The sequence below is a fragment of the Pseudomonas sp. B611 genome (assembly GCF_055407965.1).
This window is the reverse complement of the sequence record NZ_JBUZST010000012.1, coordinates 127,663-148,705: the sequence shown is the minus strand read 5'-3', so window position 1 is coordinate 148,705 and position 21,043 is coordinate 127,663. Positions and strand designations below refer to the sequence as shown.

19 protein-coding genes are annotated in these 21,043 nt (G+C 61.4%); 14 read left to right on the top strand and 5 right to left on the bottom strand.

All coding sequences use genetic code 11. The features are described from left to right. Positions 1-72 precede the first annotated feature (72 nt). Both ACZRMO_RS22190 and ACZRMO_RS22185 read left to right on the top strand, forming a co-directional pair. Complete coding sequence (locus tag ACZRMO_RS22190; protein WP_124527736.1) at positions 73-417, top strand: pentapeptide repeat-containing protein; 345 nt, start codon at positions 73-75, stop codon at positions 415-417. A gap of 200 nt (positions 418-617) precedes the next feature. Next, positions 618-890: a TfoX/Sxy family protein gene (locus ACZRMO_RS22185; RefSeq protein WP_010562703.1), complete on the top strand. Its 273-nt coding sequence runs from the start codon at positions 618-620 to the stop codon at positions 888-890. A 244-nt stretch (positions 891-1,134) separates the two neighbouring features. Here ACZRMO_RS22185 and ACZRMO_RS22180 read toward each other — a convergent pair whose 3' ends face one another. From ACZRMO_RS22180 to ACZRMO_RS22170, 3 genes are read right to left on the bottom strand one after another with little or no spacing between them, the layout of a single operon-like run. After that, positions 1,135-1,902, bottom strand: coding sequence for a heme ABC transporter ATP-binding protein (locus tag ACZRMO_RS22180; protein ID WP_463974221.1), 768 nt, complete (start codon positions 1,900-1,902; stop codon positions 1,135-1,137). Then, on the bottom strand, positions 1,902-2,885 hold the full coding sequence (locus tag ACZRMO_RS22175; protein ID WP_207045613.1) for an iron chelate uptake ABC transporter family permease subunit: 984 nt from the start codon (positions 2,883-2,885) through the stop codon (positions 1,902-1,904). Before ACZRMO_RS22175 ends, ACZRMO_RS22180 begins: the two co-directional genes overlap by 1 nt. Before the next feature lie 50 nt (positions 2,886-2,935). Next, complete coding sequence (locus ACZRMO_RS22170) at positions 2,936-3,814, bottom strand: heme/hemin ABC transporter substrate-binding protein (RefSeq protein WP_463974220.1); 879 nt, start codon at positions 3,812-3,814, stop codon at positions 2,936-2,938. A gap of 156 nt (positions 3,815-3,970) precedes the next feature. On the opposite strand from ACZRMO_RS22170, the gene ACZRMO_RS22165 reads away from it, so the two are divergent. Beyond that, a complete protein-coding gene (locus ACZRMO_RS22165) occupies positions 3,971-4,288 on the top strand; it encodes a Rieske (2Fe-2S) protein (RefSeq protein ID WP_017734140.1) in 318 nt (105 codons plus the stop codon). On the opposite strand, the gene sfsA is transcribed toward ACZRMO_RS22165, so the two are convergent. Together sfsA and ACZRMO_RS22155 are read right to left on the bottom strand one after the other, a co-directional pair. Continuing rightward, a complete protein-coding gene (gene sfsA, locus ACZRMO_RS22160; protein WP_463974219.1) occupies positions 4,285-4,995 on the bottom strand; it encodes a DNA/RNA nuclease SfsA in 711 nt (236 codons plus the stop codon). The genes ACZRMO_RS22165 and sfsA overlap by 4 nt on opposite strands. Continuing rightward, positions 4,995-6,167 carry a pyridoxal phosphate-dependent aminotransferase gene (locus ACZRMO_RS22155; protein ID WP_463974218.1) on the bottom strand — a complete coding sequence of 391 codons (1,173 nt, stop codon included), beginning with the start codon at positions 6,165-6,167 and terminating at the stop codon, positions 4,995-4,997. Before ACZRMO_RS22155 ends, sfsA begins: the two co-directional genes overlap by 1 nt. Before the next feature lie 318 nt (positions 6,168-6,485). Between ACZRMO_RS22155 and dksA the strand changes: the two genes are divergently transcribed. The 11 genes from dksA (at position 6,486) to acs (ending at position 21,041) form a co-directional block, all read left to right on the top strand. Further along, the gene (gene dksA / locus ACZRMO_RS22150; protein WP_124527742.1) at positions 6,486-6,929 is read left to right on the top strand and encodes an RNA polymerase-binding protein DksA; all 444 of its coding nucleotides are present in this window, start codon (positions 6,486-6,488) and stop codon (positions 6,927-6,929) included. A gap of 83 nt (positions 6,930-7,012) precedes the next feature. Then, positions 7,013-7,900, top strand: coding sequence for a tRNA glutamyl-Q(34) synthetase GluQRS (gene gluQRS / locus ACZRMO_RS22145; RefSeq protein WP_124527743.1), 888 nt, complete (start codon positions 7,013-7,015; stop codon positions 7,898-7,900). A gap of 62 nt (positions 7,901-7,962) precedes the next feature. Beyond that, on the top strand, positions 7,963-8,139 hold the full coding sequence (locus ACZRMO_RS22140) for a hypothetical protein (protein ID WP_003176118.1): 177 nt from the start codon (positions 7,963-7,965) through the stop codon (positions 8,137-8,139). After that, positions 8,123-11,077, top strand: coding sequence for a sensor histidine kinase (locus ACZRMO_RS22135; protein WP_177414104.1), 2,955 nt, complete (start codon positions 8,123-8,125; stop codon positions 11,075-11,077). Before ACZRMO_RS22140 ends, ACZRMO_RS22135 begins: the two co-directional genes overlap by 17 nt. A 22-nt stretch (positions 11,078-11,099) precedes the next feature. Then, on the top strand, positions 11,100-12,530 hold the full coding sequence (locus ACZRMO_RS22130; RefSeq protein ID WP_124527745.1) for a sigma-54-dependent transcriptional regulator: 1,431 nt from the start codon (positions 11,100-11,102) through the stop codon (positions 12,528-12,530). 697 nt (positions 12,531-13,227) lie between these two features. Further along, a complete protein-coding gene (locus tag ACZRMO_RS22125) occupies positions 13,228-14,616 on the top strand; it encodes a polynucleotide adenylyltransferase PcnB (protein WP_017734147.1) in 1,389 nt (462 codons plus the stop codon). A 2-nt stretch (positions 14,617-14,618) separates the two neighbouring features. Beyond that, complete coding sequence (gene folK, locus ACZRMO_RS22120; RefSeq protein WP_463974217.1) at positions 14,619-15,104, top strand: 2-amino-4-hydroxy-6-hydroxymethyldihydropteridine diphosphokinase; 486 nt, start codon at positions 14,619-14,621, stop codon at positions 15,102-15,104. A 367-nt stretch (positions 15,105-15,471) separates the two neighbouring features. Further along, a complete protein-coding gene (panB, locus tag ACZRMO_RS22115; RefSeq protein ID WP_124527747.1) occupies positions 15,472-16,272 on the top strand; it encodes a 3-methyl-2-oxobutanoate hydroxymethyltransferase in 801 nt (266 codons plus the stop codon). Next, positions 16,269-17,120, top strand: coding sequence for a pantoate--beta-alanine ligase (gene panC, locus ACZRMO_RS22110; RefSeq protein WP_124527748.1), 852 nt, complete (start codon positions 16,269-16,271; stop codon positions 17,118-17,120). Before panB ends, panC begins: the two co-directional genes overlap by 4 nt. Before the next feature lie 213 nt (positions 17,121-17,333). Next, positions 17,334-18,998, top strand: coding sequence for a glucose-6-phosphate isomerase (gene pgi / locus ACZRMO_RS22105; RefSeq protein WP_463974216.1), 1,665 nt, complete (start codon positions 17,334-17,336; stop codon positions 18,996-18,998). A 105-nt stretch (positions 18,999-19,103) separates the two neighbouring features. Continuing rightward, positions 19,104-21,041 carry an acetate--CoA ligase gene (gene acs, locus ACZRMO_RS22100; RefSeq protein ID WP_463974215.1) on the top strand — a complete coding sequence of 646 codons (1,938 nt, stop codon included), beginning with the start codon at positions 19,104-19,106 and terminating at the stop codon, positions 21,039-21,041. Positions 21,042-21,043 lie beyond the last annotated feature (2 nt).

Genomic DNA, 21,043 nt, shown 5'->3' with positions numbered 1-21,043 from the left:
ACCGACTTTGGGCGCACGGCCGAGCAATAGTGGCACTATAATGGCGTCATAAATCCAACAGGAGTCGTCGTCATGAGTCAGCCCAAGCTTCTTGATACCCCGCTCTATTCGCTCCTGCACAAAGACGATATCCGCGGTTTCAACCAGGAACGCCCGAAAGACGGCACCATCGACATGCGCGGTGGCGACTTCCGAGGGCTGGACCTACGCGACCTGAACGCTACCGGCGTGGATTTCACCGACGCCTACTTCCGCTCTACCGACTTGCGCGGCCTGGACTTGCGCAACTGCTCATTGGAAGGCGCCAGCCTGGCGCATGCACAAATCTCGGGCACCTACTTCCCGCCTGAACTGACCGCCGATGAGATCCTCATGTCGGTCAATTTCGGTACGCGCCTGCGCTATCGCACAAAGTAATTTCTTGCATAAAAATCCCGGAGCACACCCGTGCGCCGGGGTTTACGCCTGCCTGGCAAAAAATCCTCGCATCATTCTTATAAGCTTTTAGGCCGCTTCCGGCCAAAGAACCACGCTTTTCCTACTGAGCGCTACACTCCTGTTCAGGCTTGCCTGGTCACGATACCCACCGAACCATTCGGCCGTCGCAAGGAGGCTTGATGAACGATGAGCTGCAACACCTGAAAAACCTCGGCAAGACGTCAGCGCAGTGGCTGCATGCGGTGGGCATCCACAGTGCGTCCGACTTGCGTCGCCTGGGCGCGGTCGATGCCTACCGAGCTGTGCGGACTCGCGGGTTCCGGGCATCGAAAGTACTGCTGTATGCAATCGAAGGGGCATTGATGGATGTTCACTGGAACGATATTCCAGCCGAACGCAAGGAGGCATTGAACCGTCAATTGGATGCTATCTCGGCGCGCCAGAAGAATTAGCTCGCTAACCACGCCCAGTATTTACGGGAGTTCCGAACAGGTGTTTGAGAAAAGCCGAGATGAGTGCAAAAACAAATGTTGACTCTCAAATGAGAATCGTTATGATTATCACAACTGGTCGCGAGATCAGCCGATAACTGAAAGACCATTGGTTCGGACTCTCAGATTATCTCCTCATCAGGCTAATCACGGTTATTTGACCCGGCTCTTGCCGGGTCTTTTTTTGCCCGTGAAAAAGCCGATCTCAGCGCGCAATAATCAGCGGGTGCCCGCGCTCTGGATGGGGTTGCACCAACACATCCAGACCAAATACCGCCTTCAACGGCTCCGGGCGCATCACCTGCGCCGGCGTATCCAGGGCATGGGGACGGCCGTCCTCCAGCAACAGAATCCGATCGCAATAGCGCGCCGCGAGATTGAGGTCATGCAAAATCACCAACACAGCGGCACCGCGATCCGCAAAGGAGCGAATGGCCTGCAAGGTTGTGTGTTGATGCAAGGGGTCCAGCATCGACGTCGGCTCATCCAGTAACAATGTCTGCCCCGCCTCGCCCGGCCATAACTGCGCCAGCACCCGCGCCAGGTGCACGCGCTGGCGCTCACCGCCAGACAAGGCGAGATAGCTGCGCCCGCTCAAATGCCCGACATCTGCCGCCTGCAAGGCTGCTGCAATAATTTCGTCATCGCGCACCCGCCCGCTCTGATGGGGCAAGCGGCCCATGCCGACGACTTCTTCAACGCGGAAAGCAAAATCCAGGGTCGAGGTTTGCGGCAACACCGCCAACCGTTGCGCACGCTGCGCGCCACTCCAATCACCCAAGGGCCGCTGATCCAACCACACGCCGCCCTGGTCCGGCTGCAACTCACCACACAACGCCCCAAGCAACGTGCTTTTACCCGCGCCATTGGGGCCCAGCACACCGAGCACTTCCCCCGGCAACAATTGCAGGGTGACATCCGCCAGCACGGTTTTGCGTCCGCGCCGGATCTGCAAGTCTTCCACGCGCAGCATCAGGCACGCCCCCGCAACAACAGGTAAAGAAAAAATGGCGCGCCGATAAACGCGGTCACGATGCCGATGGGCAACTCCGCCGGCGCGAGGGCCAGGCGCGCCACCAGATCGGCAAACAGCAGCAAACTCGCCCCCGCCAGCACCGAGGCCGGCAGCAGCACGCGATGATCCGGCCCCGCCAGCAAGCGCACCAAATGCGGCACCACCAAGCCGACAAACCCGATCATCCCCGCCGCCGCCACCGCCGCGCCCACACCCAGGGCCGTACAGAACACCAGTTCGCGCTTGAGCCGCTCAACGTCAATCCCGAGATGGCTGGCCTCCGACTCGCCCAGCAGCAGCGCATTCAAGGCCTTGGCCCGGCGCGGCAACCACAGCGCGACGCCGGCGCTCACCAGCAGCAACGGCCACAGCCGCGAATAGCTGGCGCCGTTGAGGCTGCCCAGGTTCCAGAAGGTCAGGGTGCGCAAGGTGGCGTCATCCGCCAGGTAGGTAAATAAACCCACGGCCGAACTGGCGAGCGCCGTCAGGGCGATACCGGCCAGCAGCATCGTTGCGACATTGGTCTGGCCGTTACGCCGCCCCAACCGATACACCAGCGCGGTGACACCTAACCCACCGAGAAACGCACACAACGACAACAGGTACGGGCCGAACGCGTCCGGCAAGCCGCCAAAAAACGTTCCACCGACAATCGCGATGGCCGCCCCCAGTGCCGCACCGCTGGACACACCGACCAACCCCGGATCCGCCAGCGGGTTGCGAAACAAGCCCTGCATCGCCACCCCCGACAATGCCAGCACGCCGCCCACGGCCAACCCCAGCAACGTGCGCGGCAAACGAATCTGCCCCAGGATCAGCTCCGCCTGCTCCAGCCCTTGGCCGTCGATGGGCACGCCCATCAAGCGCAATGCCGCCTTGAGCGTATCCAGCAACGGCAGGCTGACCGGGCCCAGGGCCAACGACAGCCAGATCGCCAGCACACATAACAGCGACAGCCCGATAAACAGCGTCTTGGGTTTAACCAGAGTGGTCATGGAGCGGGCTTGGCCTGGGACGGATAAAACCCGGCGGACAACTGCACCAGGCTATGCGGCAGACGCGGCCCAAGCCCACCGACCAGCAGCGTCGGGTCCAACTCGAATACCCGCCCACTCTTGGCCGCTGGGGTTGCCGCCAGGATCGGGTTTTCCTTGAACAAGGCTGCCCGAGCCGCATCACCGCTCAGGGCACGATCAGAAAACACCAGTACATCAGGGCTCAAGCCCGCCAGCGACTCCACGGAAAATGGCTTGTAGCCACTGTGGGTCGCCAGATTGTGCCCACCCGCCTGTTGCAACACCCAGTCTGCCGCCGTGTCTTTACCCGCGATCAGCGGCTTGCCACCTGCGTGACCGAGCAACAGCAACACACCCGGGGCTTTTTGCGTGGCTTGCGCCCTGGTCACCCAGTTTTTCTGCTGATTCAGAGCCTGCTCATACCCTGCAAACAATTCACGGGCCTTAGCCTCATCACCCAGCAGCTTGCCCAAGTGCTGGAGGTTGCCTTGCAGCGTCGGCAAATCCGGTTGAGCCGAGAACATTTCCACCTGCACACCAGCGCTGCGGATCTGCGCCAGTACCGGCGGCGGGCCCATTTCCTCGGTGCCCACCAGGATCTGCGGACGCAGGCTCAGGATGCCCTCCGCCGACAGTTGCCGCTGGTAGCCAATGCTCGGCAAGGCCTTGAGTGACGCCGGATGCTGACTGGTGGTATCCACCCCCACCAGCTTCGACTCACCACCCAGCGCCATCACCCACTCCGAAAGCGCCCCACCGGCACTGACCCAGCGTTGCGGCAGTTCAGAGGCTTGCGCCCCGTGGTTGACCAGCAGTCCGACAACAAGCGCAATAGCGCTGGTACTCAGGCGCATAACAGGGTTTCCTTCCAGAGGCGGGGCCTTACGAGCACCCGACGATGTGACAGATAATCCCTGCCGGGCATCGTACTGAGCGCCCAGTCAGCTAACGGGCGAAGCCGGCATTTGATAATTGTTTGCATTTGAACGTCAAGGCACTTAAGGATTGAAATGAAGTTTCTCTGCCCCTCCGACACCCTCGCGCCCGATAGCAGCCGCGGTTTTGAAATCGACGGTTGCAAATTGTTGGCGGTGCGCCGTGACGGTGTTGCTTACTTCTATATCAACCGCTGCCCGCATCGCGGCATCCCGCTGGAATGGCAGGCCGACCAGTTCCTCGACAGCAGCGCCAGCCTGATCCAGTGCGCCACTCACGGCGCCCTGTTCCTGATCGAAAGCGGCGAGTGCATCTCCGGCCCGTGCGCCGGGCAAAGCCTCACCGCCCTGCCCGGCCGTGAAGACGCACAGGGCCTGTGGGTGGAACTCTAGTCGAACAGCACCTCAAGGCGCCGGTCCACGCACACTTCCTCGGGCGTCACCCGCACGCCGTACGCCAGCACCTCGACACCGGCGGCCTTGGCTTCACGCAATGCAGCGGCGTAAGCCGGGTCGTTCTCCACCGCCGGCCGCACCGCCTCAATCCCCGACAGGTTGACGCAATACAACTGCACCGCCCGCACACCGTCGCGGGCCAGGTGCGCCAACTCACGCAAGTGTTTGGCCCCGCGCTGCGTCACCGCATCGGGGAACGCGGCAACTGCGCTGCCATCAAAGCCCAGGGTGACGCTTTTGACTTCGACGTACGCCGCACCGTCGGGGTAGTCCAGGCGAAAGTCGATGCGGCTGTTCTCCTGGCCGTAAGGCACTTCACGCTTCAAGGCGGTAAAACCGTTGAGCTCGCTGATCACCCCGGCGCGCAACGCCTCCTCGATCAACGGATTGGCGCGCGCGGTATTCACGCAGGCCAAGCGCCCTTGGGGGGTCTCGGCGATTTCCCAGGTGCCGGGCAACTTGCGCTTGGGGTCATTGGAGCGACTGAACCAGACTTGCCCACCTTCCACCATGCAATTGAGCATCGAGCCGGTATTGGGGCAGTGAATGGTGAGCAACTCGCCGCCAACGGTTTCGATATCGGTGAGAAAACGCTTGTAACGGCGAATCAGCCGACCTTCTTCGAGGGGGGGATTAAAGCGCATCAGCCTTGCCAGCTCCGCAAGCCACGGGCGATGCGGTCCACCGCTTCCTGTAGCCGATCAAGGTTTTGCGTGTAGGCAAAGCGCACATGGTGGCCGGCTTGATAGCGACCGAAATCCAGCCCGGGCGTAAACGCTACATGTTCGGTTTCGAGGAAGTGCCGGCAGAACGCGAAGGCATCACCGCCAAACGCGCTGATATCGGCATACAAATAGAATGCCCCTTCTGGCTCGACGGCAATGCCGAACCCCAGCTCACGCAAGGCTGGCAGCAAGAAGTCGCGACGGCGGCCGAATTCGGCGCGACGCTCTTCCAGGATGCTCAGGGTTTGTGGCGTGAAACAGGCTAGCGCCGCATGTTGGGCCATGCTGGGCGCGCTGATGTAGAGGTTCTGCGCCAGCTTCTCCAACTCACCGACCGCTTCGGGCGGTGCCACCAGCCAACCCAGGCGCCAGCCGGTCATGCCGAAATACTTCGAAAAACTATTCAGGACGAAGGCATCGTCGTCCACTTCCAACACGCTCGCAGCATCCGTGCCGTAGGTGAGGCCGTGGTAAATCTCGTCCACCACCAGATGGCCGTTGCGCGCCTTGATGGCACTCGACAATCCCGCCAACTCGTCTCGGGTGAGGATCGTACCCGTCGGGTTGGCCGGCGAGGCGACCAGTGCGCCGACACTGTCCGCGTCCCAGTGTTTGGCCACCAGATCGGCCGTCAATTGATAACGCACTTCCGGGCCAACCGGCACCAGTTGCGCCGCGCCTTCCACCAGGCGCAGGAAGTGCCGGTTGCACGGGTAACCGGGGTCCGCCAGCAGCCAGTGCTTGCCCGGATCCACCAACAAGCTGCTGGCCAACAGCAAGGCGCCAGAGCCGCCGGGAGTAATCAGGATGCGTTCCGGGTCCACGTTCAAACCGTAGCGCTGCTGGTAGAAACCGCTGATGGCTTCGCGCAGTTCCGGCAGGCCACGGGCGGCGGTATAGCGGGTCTTGCCGTTGGCCAGTGCAGCCTGGCCGGCCTGGATAATCGGCTCGGCGGTGGTGAAATCCGGCTCGCCGATTTCCAGGTGAATCACATCGTGCCCGGCGGCCTGTAGCTCATTGGCACGCGCCAGCAATGCCATGACATGAAAAGGTTCGATGGCGCGACTGCGCGCACTGTATGGCTGAGCCATTAGCCTTCCTTAACGGTGAGGACAAAATCCAGATTCTACCGAACCCACGCGGTAAAACATGTTCTATTGCCTGCCCGGCTGTCCGCGCAGACCGGGCAAGCGCCTGCAAAACGACTAAAATCAACGTTCGAGACATTGCATACCCAGCTACGACGGGCCGCGGCAGTTTACGACCCCTTCGCTGCAGCCTCGACAACCGGGAGTGGCGCACCCCGAATCTATCTGGTAAGTTCGCCCGCTTGCAGCCGCAGGGCCGGCAGGTGTCGGTGATGTTGCAATCCTGCGCAATGGATTAGAAGAGTGAGAGGCGGTCTATTCATGTCCACCCAAGCAAAGCAACAGCAGACTCAAGGCCTCGGCGGCTTCGAACCCTACGTGGAAAAGAAGGGTGAAGAGTACATGGGCGAACCCATGCGCGAGCACTTCACCAAGATCCTGAACAAGTGGAAACAGGACTTGATGCAGGAGGTCGACCGTACCGTTGACCACATGAAGGACGAAGCAGCCAACTTCCCTGACCCGGCAGACCGTGCCAGCCAGGAAGAAGAGTTCGCCCTCGAACTGCGCGCCCGTGATCGCGAACGCAAGTTGATCAAGAAGATCGACAAGACATTGCAAATGATCAAAGACGAAGAATACGGCTGGTGCGAGTCCTGCGGCATCGAGATCGGCATTCGTCGCCTCGAAGCGCGCCCTACCGCAGACATGTGCGTGGACTGCAAGAACCTTGCGGAAATCAAGGAAAAACAGGTCGGCAAGTAATCCTTCCGGGCTGAACGAATGGGGCGTGCAAACGCCCCATTTTTGTTTCTGGCGTTTAGCGAATTTCCAGTAGTATCCGCCCCATGACAGCCTCTACCTATATCGGGCGTTTCGCCCCCACGCCCAGCGGCCATTTGCACTTTGGCTCCCTGGTCGCCGCCCTCGCCTCCTACCTTGATGCCCGCGCCAACGGCGGCCGCTGGCTGATGCGCATGGAAGACCTCGACCCACCCCGTGAAGAGCCCGGCGCCCAGGCGGCGATTCTGCACGCCCTGGAAAGCTACGGCTTTGAGTGGGACGGTGAACTGGTCCGACAAAGCGAGCGGCACGACGCCTACGCCAAAGTACTGAACGACATGTTCAACCACGGCCTGGCGTACGCCTGCACCTGTTCGCGCAAGCAGTTGGAGCCCTACAACGGCATCTACCCGGGCCTGTGCCGCAACGCCGGCCACGATCAGCAAGACGCCGCTATCCGTTTGCGTGTTCCCGAGCTGGAGTACCACTTTACTGACCGCGTACAAGGCGAATTCCGACAACACCTGGGCCGCGATGTCGGCGACTTCATCATCCGTCGCCGCGATGGCCTCTACGCCTATCAACTGGCCGTGGTCCTCGACGATGCCTGGCAAGGTGTCACCGATATCGTGCGCGGTGCCGACCTGCTGGACTCCACACCGCGCCAGCTGTACCTGCAAGAACTGCTGGGCCTGCGCCAGCCGCGCTACCTGCACGTCCCGTTGATCATCCAGCCGGACGGCAACAAGCTCGGCAAGTCCTACCGCTCGCCACCGTTGACGCCCGACCAGGCCACGCCGTTGCTGCTAAGGGCCTTGCGCGCCCTCGGCCAGCAACCCGGCGCCGAGTTGCTGCATGCCAGCCCACGGGAACTGCTGGATTGGGGCATCCAGCACTGGGATGCCACACAGATCCCACGCACACTCACGCTGGCCGAAGCGCAATTGAGCTGAAGGCGCTTGCAGCTTGCCAAGCATCCGTTACCATCGCCGCACGTTTTTACACAGAGGCCAACATGTACATCTATCGATTGGTCCTGCTGCTGGTCGTCGGGATCTACCTGTTTTCCCCCGCCATCATGGATTGGTGGATCGACGCCACGGGCGCCTGGTATCGCCCGTATCTGCTGTGGCTGATCCTGATCGTCGTGACTTTCATCCTGCAGAGCCAAAAAGATGCCGATGAGCTTTAGCCTCACCCAGATGCTGCTGGTCAGCGCCGCCTACCTGGCCGCGCTGTTCGGGGTGGCCTGGATCAGTGAGCGCGGAATGATTCCGCGGGCGATCATTCGCCATCCGTTGACCTACACCTTGTCCCTCGGCGTCTACGCCAGTGCCTGGGCGTTTTACGGCACGGTGGGCCTGGCCTATCAGTACGGCTATGGCTTTTTGTCCAGCTACCTCGGCGTGTCCGGCGCGTTCCTGCTGGCGCCGGTGCTGCTGTACCCGATCCTGAAAATCACCCGCACCTATCAGCTGTCGTCCCTGGCCGACCTGTTTGCCTTCCGCTTTCGCAGCACCTGGGCCGGCGCGCTGACCACCATTTTCATGTTGATCGGCGTGTTGCCGTTGCTGGCCCTGCAAATCCAGGCCGTGGCCGACTCCATCAGCATCCTCACGCGTGAGCCCGTGCAACATCGCGTCGCCCTGGCCTTTTGCGCGCTGATCACGTTGTTCACGATCTTCTTTGGCTCGCGCCATATTGCTACCCGCGAGAAACACGAAGGCCTGGTGTTTGCGATTGCCTTCGAGTCGGTGATCAAGCTGATCGCCATCGGCGGCGTTGGCCTGTATGCGCTCTATGGCGTGTTCGACGGCCCGCAACAGTTGGAACTGTGGCTGCTGCAAAACCAGACCGCCCTCGCCGCCTTGCACACGCCGTTGCAGGAAGGCCCGTGGCGCACGCTGCTGCTGGTGTTCTTCGCTTCGGCAATTGTGATGCCGCACATGTATCACATGACGTTCACCGAGAACCTCAACCCGCGCTCGCTGGTCAGCGCCAGTTGGGGCTTGCCGCTGTTCCTGCTGCTGATGAGCCTGGCGGTGCCGCTGATCTTGTGGGCAGGCCTGAAACTGGGCGCCACCACCAACCCCGAATACTTCACCCTTGGCATCGGCATTGCGGCCAACAGCCCGGCCTTGGCGATGCTGGCGTATGTCGGCGGTTTGTCGGCAGCCAGCGGGCTGATCATCGTCACCACGTTGGCGCTGTCGGGCATGGCGCTGAACCACCTGGTACTGCCGCTGTATCAGCCACCGGCTGAGGGCAATATCTACCGCTGGCTGAAGTGGACGCGCCGCGCGCTGATCGTCGCAATCATCATGGCGGGCTACGGTTTCTACCTGCTGCTGGGCGCCGGGCAAGACCTGGCCAACCTGGGCATCGTCGCGTTTGTTGCCACCTTGCAGTTCCTGCCGGGGGTGTTGTCGGTGCTGTACTGGCCGACTGCCAATCGCCGTGGGTTTATCGCCGGGTTGCTGGCGGGCATTCTGGTGTGGATCGTCACCATGCTGCTGCCGCTGGTCGGCAACTTGCAGGGCTTCTACATCCCGCTGCTGAACATGATCTACGTGCTCGACGACACCAGCTGGCACATGGCCGCAATTGCGTCCTTGGCCGCCAACGTCCTGATGTTCACCCTGATCTCGCTGTTCACCAACGCCAGCCCGGAAGAAACCAGCGCCGCCGAAGCCTGTGCCGTGGACAACGTACGCCGCCCGCAACGCCGTGAGCTGCATGCGGCGTCGCCCCAGGAGTTCGCCACGCAGCTTGCCAAACCCTTGGGTGCCAAGGCTGCGCAAAAAGAGGTCGAGCAGGCGCTGCGCGATCTCTACCTGCCGTTTGACGAACGCCGCCCGTATGCCCTGCGCCGCCTGCGTGATCGGATCGAGGCCAACCTCTCCGGTTTGATGGGGCCGAGTGTGTCCCAGGACATGGTGGAAACGTTCCTGCCCTACAAGGCCGGCGGCGAAAACTACGTCACCGAGGACATACATTTCATCGAGAGCCGGCTGGAGGATTACCACTCGCGCCTTACCGGGCTTGCCGCCGAACTCGATGCCCTGCGCCGCTACCACCGCCAGACGTTGCAAGAACTACCGATGGGCGTCTGCTCCCTGGCCAAGGACCAAGAGATCCTGATGTGGAACAAGGCCATGGAGGAACTCACCGGCATCGCCGCGCAGCGCGTGGTCGGTTCGCGCCTGAACACCCTGGGCGAGCCCTGGAAAGAACTGCTGCAAGGTTTTATCAACCTGCCCGACGAACACTTGCACAAACAACACCTGGCCCTCGACGGCCAGACCCGTTGGCTGAACCTGCACAAAGCCGCCATCGACGAGCCTTTGGCACCGGGCAATAGCGGCCTGGTGCTGCTGGTGGAAGACCTGACTGAAACCCAGATGCTCGAAGACAAACTGGTGCACTCCGAGCGCTTGGCCAGCATTGGTCGCCTGGCGGCCGGCGTGGCCCATGAGATTGGCAATCCGATCACCGGTATCGCCTGCCTGGCGCAAAACCTGCGGGAAGAGCGCGAAGAAGACGGCGAGATCACCGAAATCAGCGGGCAGATCCTTGAGCAGACCAAACGTGTTTCGCGCATCGTGCAGTCGCTGATGAGCTTTGCCCACGCGGGCGCCCATCAGAACCAGGACGAAGCCGTGTGCCTGGCCGAAGTGGCACAGGATGCAATTGGGCTGCTGGCCCTGAACCGACGCAATTTCGAAGTACAGTTTTTCAATTTGTGCGATCCCGATCACTGGGTCGACGGTGACTCACAACGCCTGGCCCAGGTGCTGATCAACCTGCTGTCCAACGCCCGTGACGCAACCCCGGCCGGCGGTGCGGTACGCGTCAAGACCGAGGCTTTCGAGCACACGGTGGACCTGATCGTCGAAGACGAAGGCAGCGGCATTCCACAGAACATCATGGACCGATTGTTCGAACCCTTCTTCACCACCAAGGACCCCGGTGAAGGTACCGGTCTGGGCCTTGCACTGGTCTATTCCATCGTTGAAGAGCATTATGGACAAATCACCATCGACAGCCCGGCTGACACCGAAAGCCAACGCGGCACCCGTATCCGGGTGACCTTGCCGCGTCATGTCGAAGCGACGTCCGCTGTGAACTGAGACCGTCGAGAGAATTGAATCAATGCCGCACATTTTGATCGTCGAAGACGAAACCATTATCCGCTCTGCCTTGCGTCGCCTGCTTGAACGCAATCAGTACCAGGTCAGCGAAGCTGGCTCGGTACAGGAAGCCCAGGAGCGTTTCAGCATTCCCACGTTCGACCTGATTGTCAGCGACCTGCGCCTGCCCGGCGCCCCGGGTACCGAGCTGATCAAGCTTGGCCAGGGCACGCCGGTGCTGATCATGACCAGCTACGCCAGCCTGCGTTCGGCGGTGGACTCCATGAAGATGGGCGCGGTGGACTACATCGCCAAACCTTTCGACCATGACGAAATGCTCCAGGCCGTGGCCCGTATCCTGCGTGACCGTCAGTCGGCCAGCAGCGCGCCGGCCGAACAACGCCCGGCCGGTAAAACCACCGACAAGCCAGGGGTGGACAACAGCAACGGCGAGATCGGCATCATCGGCTCCTGCCCACCGATGCAAGACCTGTACAGCAAGATCCGCAAAGTCGCCCCAACTGACTCCAATGTGTTGATCCAGGGCGAGTCGGGCACCGGTAAAGAACTGGTGGCCCGCGCCCTGCACAACCTGTCCAAGCGTGCCAAGGCACCGATGATCTCGGTGAACTGCGCGGCCATTCCTGAATCCCTGATCGAGTCCGAGCTGTTCGGCCACGAGAAAGGCGCGTTTACCGGCGCCAGCGCCGGGCGTGCGGGCCTGGTGGAAGCGGCGGACGGTGGCACCTTGTTCCTCGATGAAATCGGCGAACTGCCACTGGAAGCCCAGGCGCGCTTGCTGCGTGTACTGCAAGAAGGCGAGATCCGCCGCGTGGGCTCGGTGCAGTCGCAAAAGGTCGATGTGCGCCTGATCGCGGCGACCCACCGAGACCTCAAGAGCCTGGCCAAGATCGGCCAGTTCCGTGAAGACTTGTATTACCGTCTGCACGTGATCGCCCTCAAGCTGCCAGCCCTGCGCGAGCGTGGCGCCGACGTCAACGAGATCGCCAACGCGTTCCTGTTGCGCCAGAGCGCGCGCATCAACCGTACCGACCTCAAATTTGCCCCAGACGCCGAGCAGGCGATCCGGCATTACTCGTGGCCAGGTAACGTGCGGGAACTGGAGAACGCGGTCGAGCGTGCGGTGATCCTGTCGGAAAGCCCGGAAATTTCTGCCGAGCTGCTGGGCATCGACATCGAACTCAGCGATCTGGACGACGACGATTTCATCGGCCTGGCCCCGCAACAGGGCGGTGGTAGCAATACCAGCCATGAGCCGACGGAAGATTTGTCACTGGAGGATTACTTCCAGCACTTCGTCCTTGAGCATCAAGACCACATGACCGAGACCGAACTGGCGCGCAAACTCGGCGTGAGCCGTAAATGCCTGTGGGAACGCCGCCAGCGCCTGGGCATCCCGCGGCGCAAGACCGGGGTTGCCAGCGAAAGTTGAGGGGGTGCCCCCTCAGGTAACACCCTCAGATGTGAAAAAACTGTTACCGCTGATTTTTCACGTAACAAAAGCCGGGGCTTAAGGTAACGAAGCCCCGGCTTTTTTTCGCCCGCCAAAACCTCAAAACCACCTTTGACCCCCGGTTTTGCTGGGCGGCACAAAAGTTGGCACGCACCCTGCTATATGCTTAGTACAAAAACAATAACAAGCTTTGTACAAGACAATAAAAATAAGACGAATCGACTCACGCATAACAAAAACAACACGGCGGAGGCGCAGCTAACTGATTCTTTTGGAGAGGCGTTGCATTTGGGGCTTGCCCCGCAACCAGGCCGAGAACAACAAAAACTGCCCTAAGGCAGAGCCTGAACTGGTTGGATCGTAGATCAGCAACACAGCGACCAAAGCAATCCGTTTGCTCTTGACTCCCGATTGGGAGTGTCATGAAGGTGAAGCTTCATGGCGAGGGCGATCAACAAAAACAAAAAGCCCGCAACCCATAATAAAAATAGAGCACGCAACTACTTCTGGGGGAGCTTCGGCTCCCCTTGTAGTTTCCGGCATTTGACCTTTAAAGGCTTATGGCGCAATGCCTGTAGCTTGTTCCTACACCATCCCCTGACTAAATGCTAGAATCCTCGCCCATCATGCGGTCATTCTTCGTTATGGCCGAACATTCCTTCAAACAGTGCATCCCATGCTGAAGAAGTTGTTCCAGTCATTCCGTTCTCCCTTGCGTCGTACGCAACACATTCGCAGCACGCCTGAGGTGCTTAACAGCAACCAGCATTCGTTGCAGCGCGCCCAGTTCAGCCGTTATGCGGTGAACATCGTCGAGCGTTTGCAGAACGCCGGCTACCAGGCTTACCTGGTGGGTGGTTGCGTGCGCGACATGCTGCTCAATATCACGCCCAAGGACTTCGACGTCGCCACCAGCGCCACGCCTGAACAAGTGCGCGCCGAGTTCCGCAATGCGCGCATCATCGGCCGTCGCTTCAAGCTCGTGCACATCCACTTCGGTCGCGAGATCATCGAAGTCGCGACCTTCCGCGCCAATCACCCGCAAAACGATGAAGAGGAAGACACCAACCAGTCTTCCCGCAACGAGAGCGGGCGCATCTTGCGCGACAACGTCTACGGCAGCCTGGAAGAAGACGCGCAGCGCCGCGACTTCACCATCAACGCCCTCTATTACGATCCGGTCAGCGAGCGCATCCTCGATTACGCCAACGGCGTACACGATATTCGCAACAACCTGATCCGCCTGATCGGTGACCCGACGCAGCGCTACCAGGAAGACCCGGTGCGCATGCTGCGCGCGGTGCGGTTCGCCGCCAAGCTGAACTTCGGCATCGAGAAGCACACCGCCGCGCCGATCCGCGAACTGGCCCCCATGCTGCGGGAAATCCCCTCGGCGCGCCTGTTCGAAGAAGTGCTCAAGCTGTTCCTCTCGGGCTACGCCGCAGACACCTTCGAAATGCTGGTTGACCTGCAGCTGTTCGATCCGTTGTTCCCGGCCAGCGCCGAAGCACTGGAGCAGAACCCGACCTATACCCACACCCTGATCAGCGAAGCCCTGATCAACACCGACCTGCGCATCAAGCAGAACAAACCGGTGACCCCGGCGTTCCTGTTTGCCGCCCTGCTGTGGCCAGCCCTGCCCAAGCGCGTGCTGCGCCTGCAAGAGCGCGGCATGCCGCCAATCCCGGCCATGCAGGAAGCCGCGCACGAGCTGATCGCCGAACAATGCCAGCGCATCGCCATTCCTAAACGCTTCACCATGCCGATCCGCGAGATCTGGGACATGCAGGAGCGCCTGCCACGCCGCAGCGGCAAACGCGCCGACCTGTTGCTGGACAACCCGCGCTTCCGCGCCGGCTACGACTTCCTGCTGCTGCGCGAAAGCGCTGGCGAGCAGACCGACGGCCTGGGCGAATGGTGGACGGATTACCAGGACGCCAATGACAGCGAACGCCGCGACATGATTCGCGACCTCGGCAGCAAAGGCGACGGCGAAGGGCCGAAAAAGCGCCGGCGCAGCGGCACCAAGCGCAAACGCAGCGCTGCCGACACCTCGGGCGAGTAAGCGTGGAACGCATCTACATCGGCATGGGCAGCAACCTCGCTGCCCCCGAGCAGCAATTGCGCAGCGCCGTCGAAGCGCTGGCGCTGTTGCCAGGCACCACGGTTGCCGGCGTGTCCGCGTTTTATCAAAGTGACTCCCTGCTCCCGGGCCAACCGCGCTACACCAACGCGGTGGCTGCCCTGGACAGCAGCCTTGGGCCACTACCGCTGCTGGATGCGTTGCAAGCCATTGAAAACGACCAGGGCCGCGAACGCCTTGAGCGTTGGGGCCCACGTACGCTGGACCTGGATATCCTGCTGTTTGGCGACCGCCAGATCGACGAGCCACGCCTGAAGGTGCCGCACTATCAGATGCATTTACGGGCGTTTGTGCTGTATCCGCTGGCGGAACTGGCGCCAGACAACTTCGAGCTGCCTGATGGCCAACGCCTGAGCGACCTGCTGGCAGCCTGCCCGTTTGTCGGTTTGGAACGCATCCTCACGGCCTGATGCTATCCCTGTGGGAGCGGGCTTGCTCGCGAATGCGGTGTGCCAGTCGCCACATGTGCTGGCTGATACACCGCATTCGCGAGCAAGCCCGCTCCCACATATGATCTTCGGCGCTGTAGAAACCGCCTCTCCCCAGCTGAATCGCATCAGTAACACGGGTAACACCCCCCTCGTAACAATGCGGTAACACATCCAATTGACTTCCCGTGTCCTCCTCACGACTATAGGCGTCCCGCTGCCGCCAACCCGGCGCTGAAGGGCGCAATCCAGGCCTTATAAGCACTGCTCTCAAGACAGTGCGCCTGTATAAACGAAGACTCACGCGCGTTACTCGCTGTTTCCAAGCGCCTGAACGAGGACCCTTTTCATGCCAGACATTACCCTGACCACCTTGCAGAGCCTCAAGCTCAAAGGTGAAAAAATCACCATGCTGACCTGCTACGACGCCACTTTCGCCCACGCCAGCTGCCAGGCCGGGGTTGAAGTGTTACTGGTGGGCGACTCCCTGGGCATGGTCCTTCAAGGGAATGACAGCACCTTGCCTGTTACCACCGATGAACTTGCCTACCACACCGCCAGCGTCAAGCGCGGCAACGATGGCGCCTTCATCATCGCCGACCTGCCGTTCATGGCTTACGCCACCCTCGAACAGACCTTCCAGAACGCGGGCAAGCTGATGCAGGCCGGCGCGCACATGATCAAGGTCGAAGGCGCCCTGTGGCTTGCCGAGTCGGTGCGCCTGCTCGCTGAGCGCGGTGTACCGGTGTGCGTGCACATGGGCCTGACGCCGCAGTCGGTGAATGTCCTCGGTGGCTATAAGGTGCAGGGCCGCAATGAAGCCCAGGCGCGGCAGATGCGTGCCGACGCCATCGCCCTGGAACAAGCGGGCGCGGCGATGATCCTGCTGGAGTGCGTGCCTAGCGAGCTGGCCGCCGAGATTACCCAGGCCGTCAAGGTACCGGTGATCGGCATTGGCGCCGGCTCCGCCACAGACGGTCAGGTGCTGGTGGTGCACGACATGCTCGGCCTGTCGATTTCCGGCCGCGTGCCGAAGTTCGTGAAGAACTTCATGACCGGCCAGGACAGCATCCACGCCGCCCTGAGCGCCTACGTCAGCGAAGTCAAAAGCGTCACCTTCCCGGGCGCCGAACACGGATTCTCTGCATGAACACGGTAAAAACCCTACGCGAACTGCGGGCCGCTGTGACCCACGCCCGCAACGCCGGCAAACGCATCGGCTTTGTGCCAACCATGGGCAACCTGCACAGCGGCCACGCCACCCTGGTGACCAAGGCCGCGCAACAAGCAGACTTCGTGGTCGCCAGTATTTTCGTCAACCCTCTGCAGTTCGGCGCAGGCGAAGACCTGGATACCTACCCGCGCACCTTGGCCGCTGACCAGGAAAAACTCCTGCAAGCCGGCTGCAACCTGCTGTTCGCGCCCACCGTCGAGGAAATGTACCCCGGCGGCACCACCGGCCAGACCCGTGTCAGCGTGCCGCAACTGTCGGAAGGCCTATGTGGCGCCAGCCGTCCGGGGCACTTCGAAGGCGTGGCGACCGTGGTAAGCAAGCTGTTCAACATGGTCCAGCCGGACATCGCAGTATTTGGCCAGAAGGACTACCAGCAACTGGCCGTGATCCGCGCCATGGTGCAGGACCTGAACATGCCGATCCAGATCATCGGCGAGCCCACCGTGCGCGCCGAGGACGGCCTGGCGCTGTCGTCGCGCAACGGTTACCTCAGCGAAGAACAGCGCGCCATCGCGCCGGTGCTGTACCGCAGCCTCAGCCAGATTGCCGCAGCCATCCAAGCCGGCGACCACGACTTCGCCAAGCTGCGCGCCGAACAGATCCAGCAGATCGAAGCCGCCGGCCTGCGCATGGACTACCTCGAAGTGCGCCAGGGCGTAAACCTGCGCCCGGCAACCCCTGAAGACCGTGATGTGGTGATCCTCGTCGCAGCCTACCTGGGCACAACTCGCCTCATCGATAACCTGCATCTGAACCTCAACTGACCCTCGCCTGTTGCCCTCCTTGCCGTGCCGGTATAAAAAAGTACCGGCCACAGCGCAGACAAAGCCAAGACAAGTTCACACGCTAGGTTTAATGTAATCGCCCTGCGCTCTTGGTTAGCGCTGTCTGGAACCCGCCGCTTGATAAGAGGCAGGACGTTCCGGGCTTTGAAGTGTCCTAAAGGCAGTCCCCGTAATAAAAGGAAACCCGCAGCGATGGCGTACTACCGCACTCCTCATGACGTTACCGCTCTGCCCGCCTGGCAAGCGCTCAACCAACACCGCCAAGCCATGCAGGATTTCAGCATGCGCGACGCGTTCAATGCCGATCCTCAGCGTTTTTCCCAGTTCACCTTGAGCAGCTGCGGACTTTTCCTCGATTACTCGAAAAACCTGATCACCAGCGAAACCCGTGATTTGCTGGTGGCCCTGGCCAAGGAAGTCGACCTCAAGGCCGCGATCAACGCGCTGTATGCGGGCGAGCCGGTCAACTCCTCCGAAGGCCGCCCTGCCCTGCATACCGCACTGCGCCGCCCGGTGGGTGACAAGCTGTCGGTCAACGGCGTGAACATCATGCCGGACGTGCATAAGGTGCTGAACCAGATCACTGACCTGGTCGGCCGCATCCACGACGGCCTGTGGCGTGGCTACACCGAGAAACCGATCACCGACGTGGTGAACATCGGCATCGGTGGCTCGTTCCTCGGCCCGGAGCTGGTGTCCGAAGCGCTGCTGTCCTACGCCCACAAAGGCGTGCGCTGCCACTACCTGGCGAATATCGACGGCAGTGAGTTCCACGAACTGACCATGAAGCTGCGCGCCGAGACCACGCTGTTTATCGTCTCGTCGAAATCCTTCAACACCCTCGAAACCCTGAAGAATGCCCAGGCCGCCCGCGCCTGGTACCTGGCCCAGGGTGGCTCGGAAGCCGAGCTGTACCGCCACTTCATCGCCGTGTCGAGCAACAACGCGGCGGCCGTGGCGTTCGGTATCCGTGAAGAAAACATCTTCCCGATGTGGGACTGGGTCGGCGGCCGTTACTCGCTGTGGTCGGCCATCGGCTTGCCGATTGCCTTGGCCATCGGCATGTCCAACTTCAAGGAACTGCTGTCCGGTGCCTACACCATGGACCAGCACTTCCAGAACGCCCCGTTCGAACAGAACATGCCGGTGCTGCTGGGCCTGCTGGGCGTGTGGTACGGCAACTTCTGGGGTGCGCAGAGCCACGCGATCCTGCCGTACGACCACTATCTGCGTAACATCACCAAGCACTTGCAACAGCTGGACATGGAATCCAACGGCAAGAGCGTGCGCCAAGACGGTACGCCCGTCTCCACCGATACCGGCCCGGTGATCTGGGGCGGCGTCGGCTGCAACGGCCAGCACGCTTACCACCAGTTGCTGCACCAAGGGACCCAACTGATCCCGGCCGACTTTATCGTGCCGATTGTCAGCTTCAACCCGGTGTCCGACCACCATCAGTGGCTGTATGCCAACTGCCTGTCGCAAAGCCAGGCGCTGATGCTCGGCAAGACCCGAAGCGAAGCCGAAGCCGAGCTGCGCGACAAGGGCATCGCCGAAGAAGAAGTGCAAAAGCTGGCACCGCACAAGGTGATCCCGGGCAACCGTCCGAGCAACACCCTGGTGGTGGAACGCATCAGCCCGCGTCGCCTGGGCGCACTGGTGGCCATGTACGAGCACAAGGTATTCGTACAGAGCGTGATCTGGGGCATCAACGCCTTCGACCAATGGGGCGTGGAGCTGGGCAAAGAGCTGGGCAAGGGCGTGTACAACCGCCTGACCGGCGCCGAAGAAACCGTGGCGGATGACGCCTCGACCCAAGGCTTGATCAACTATTTCCGCGGTCGTCACCGCGGCTGATCCTGCCCCTTCAAGGCCAACGTCCGTTTGGACGTTGGCCTTGAACCCTCCCCCCACAGCGTGCATCTTTATGACTTGTGCCTAAAACAAGAATAAGGACCGCTCATGTTCGATATCAGCACCTTCCCCACCGCCGATGCCGTGCGCCGCGCTGCGCAACTCAGTCAAGATGACTACAGGCGCCTCTATCGCCAATCCATCGAGCAACCCGATACCTTCTGGGCCGAACAGGCCAAGGTTTTTCTCGACTGGATCACGCCCTGGCACACCGTTCAGCAATCGGACATCCACACCGGCGCTGCGCAATGGTTCGCCGGCGGCCAACTGAACGTCAGCTACAACTGCATCGACCGTCACCTGGCGCACCGCGCTGAGCAAACGGCTTTCATCTGGGAAGGCGACGACCCGACACAATCCTCCACAATCACCTACCGCCAGCTGCACGAAAACGTCAGCCGCCTGGCCAACGTGCTGAAAGGCCGTGGTGTGAAGAAGGGCGACCGGGTGTGCATCTACATGCCGATGATCCCAGAGGCGGCCTACGCCATGCTGGCCTGCACACGCATTGGCGCGGTGCACTCGGTAGTGTTTGGTGGGTTTTCGCCGGATGCCCTGCGCGACCGCATCCTCGACGCCGACTGCCGCACGGTGATCACCGCCGACGAAGGCGTGCGCGGCGGCAAGCCGGTGGCGCTGAAACAGAATGTCGATAAAGCCCTCGCCAGTTGCCCGAATGTCAGCACCGTATTGGTGGTGGAACGCACCGGCGCAAAGGTGAACTGGAGCGAAGACCGCGATCTCAAGTATCAACAAGCCCTAGACGCCGCCAGCACTGACTGCCCACCCGAGCCGATGGACGCCGAAGACCCGCTGTTCATCCTCTACACCTCCGGCAGCACCGGCAAACCCAAAGGCGTGCTGCACACCACCGGCGGCTATCTGCTGCAAGCGGCGATGACCTTCAAGTACGTGCTCGACTACCGCGACGGCGAAGTGTTCTGGTGCACCGCCGATGTGGGCTGGGTCACCGGCCACAGCTACATCGTGTACGGCCCACTGGCCAATGGCGCGACGTCGCTGATGTTCGAGGGCGTGCCGAGCTACCCGGACAGCTCGCGCTTCTGGCAGGTGATCGACAAGCATCAGGTCAATATCTTCTACACCGCGCCGACGGCCCTGCGCGCGTTGATGCGCGAAGGGCATGGCCCGCTGGAGAATACCTCCCGCGCCAGCCTGCGCTTGCTCGGCAGCGTGGGCGAGCCGATCAACCCCGAAGCCTGGGACTGGTACTTCAATGCTGTCGGCGAGCAGCGCTGCCCGATTGTCGATACCTGGTGGCAGACCGAGACCGGCGGCATCATGCTCAGCCCGCTGGTGAGCGCGCAGCGGATCAAGCCGGGCTGCGCTACCCAGCCGATGTTTGGCGTACAACCCGTGTTGCTGGATGAGCAAGGCAAGGTCATCAACGGCGCCGGCAGTGGCGTACTCGCGATCAAGGCCAGTTGGCCGGGGCAGATCCGCAGCGTTTACGGCGACCCGCAGCGCATGATCGACACCTATTTCAAACCCTACCCCGGCTACTACTTCACCGGCGACGGCGCGCGGCGCGACGAGGACGGCGACTATTGGATCACCGGGCGTATCGACGATGTGATCAACGTGTCCGGCCACCGCATCGGTACGGCCGAAGTGGAGAGCGCCCTGGTCCTGCATGACTTGGTGGCCGAGGCCGCCGTGGTGGGCTACCCCCATGATGTCAAAGGCCAGGGCATCTACGCCTTTGTCACCCCGATGAATGGCGTCACCCCCGACGATGCACTAAAAAAACACCTGTTGGAGCTGGTCAGCAAGGAAATCGGCAGCTTTGCCAAGCCGGAACTGATCCAATGGGCACCGGCCTTGCCGAAGACCCGCTCCGGCAAAATCATGCGCAGGATTTTGCGCAAGATCGCCTGCAACGAACTGGACAGCCTCGGTGACACGTCCACCCTGGCCGATCCCAGCGTGGTGGATGGCCTGATCGACAAACGCCTGAACCGTTAGGA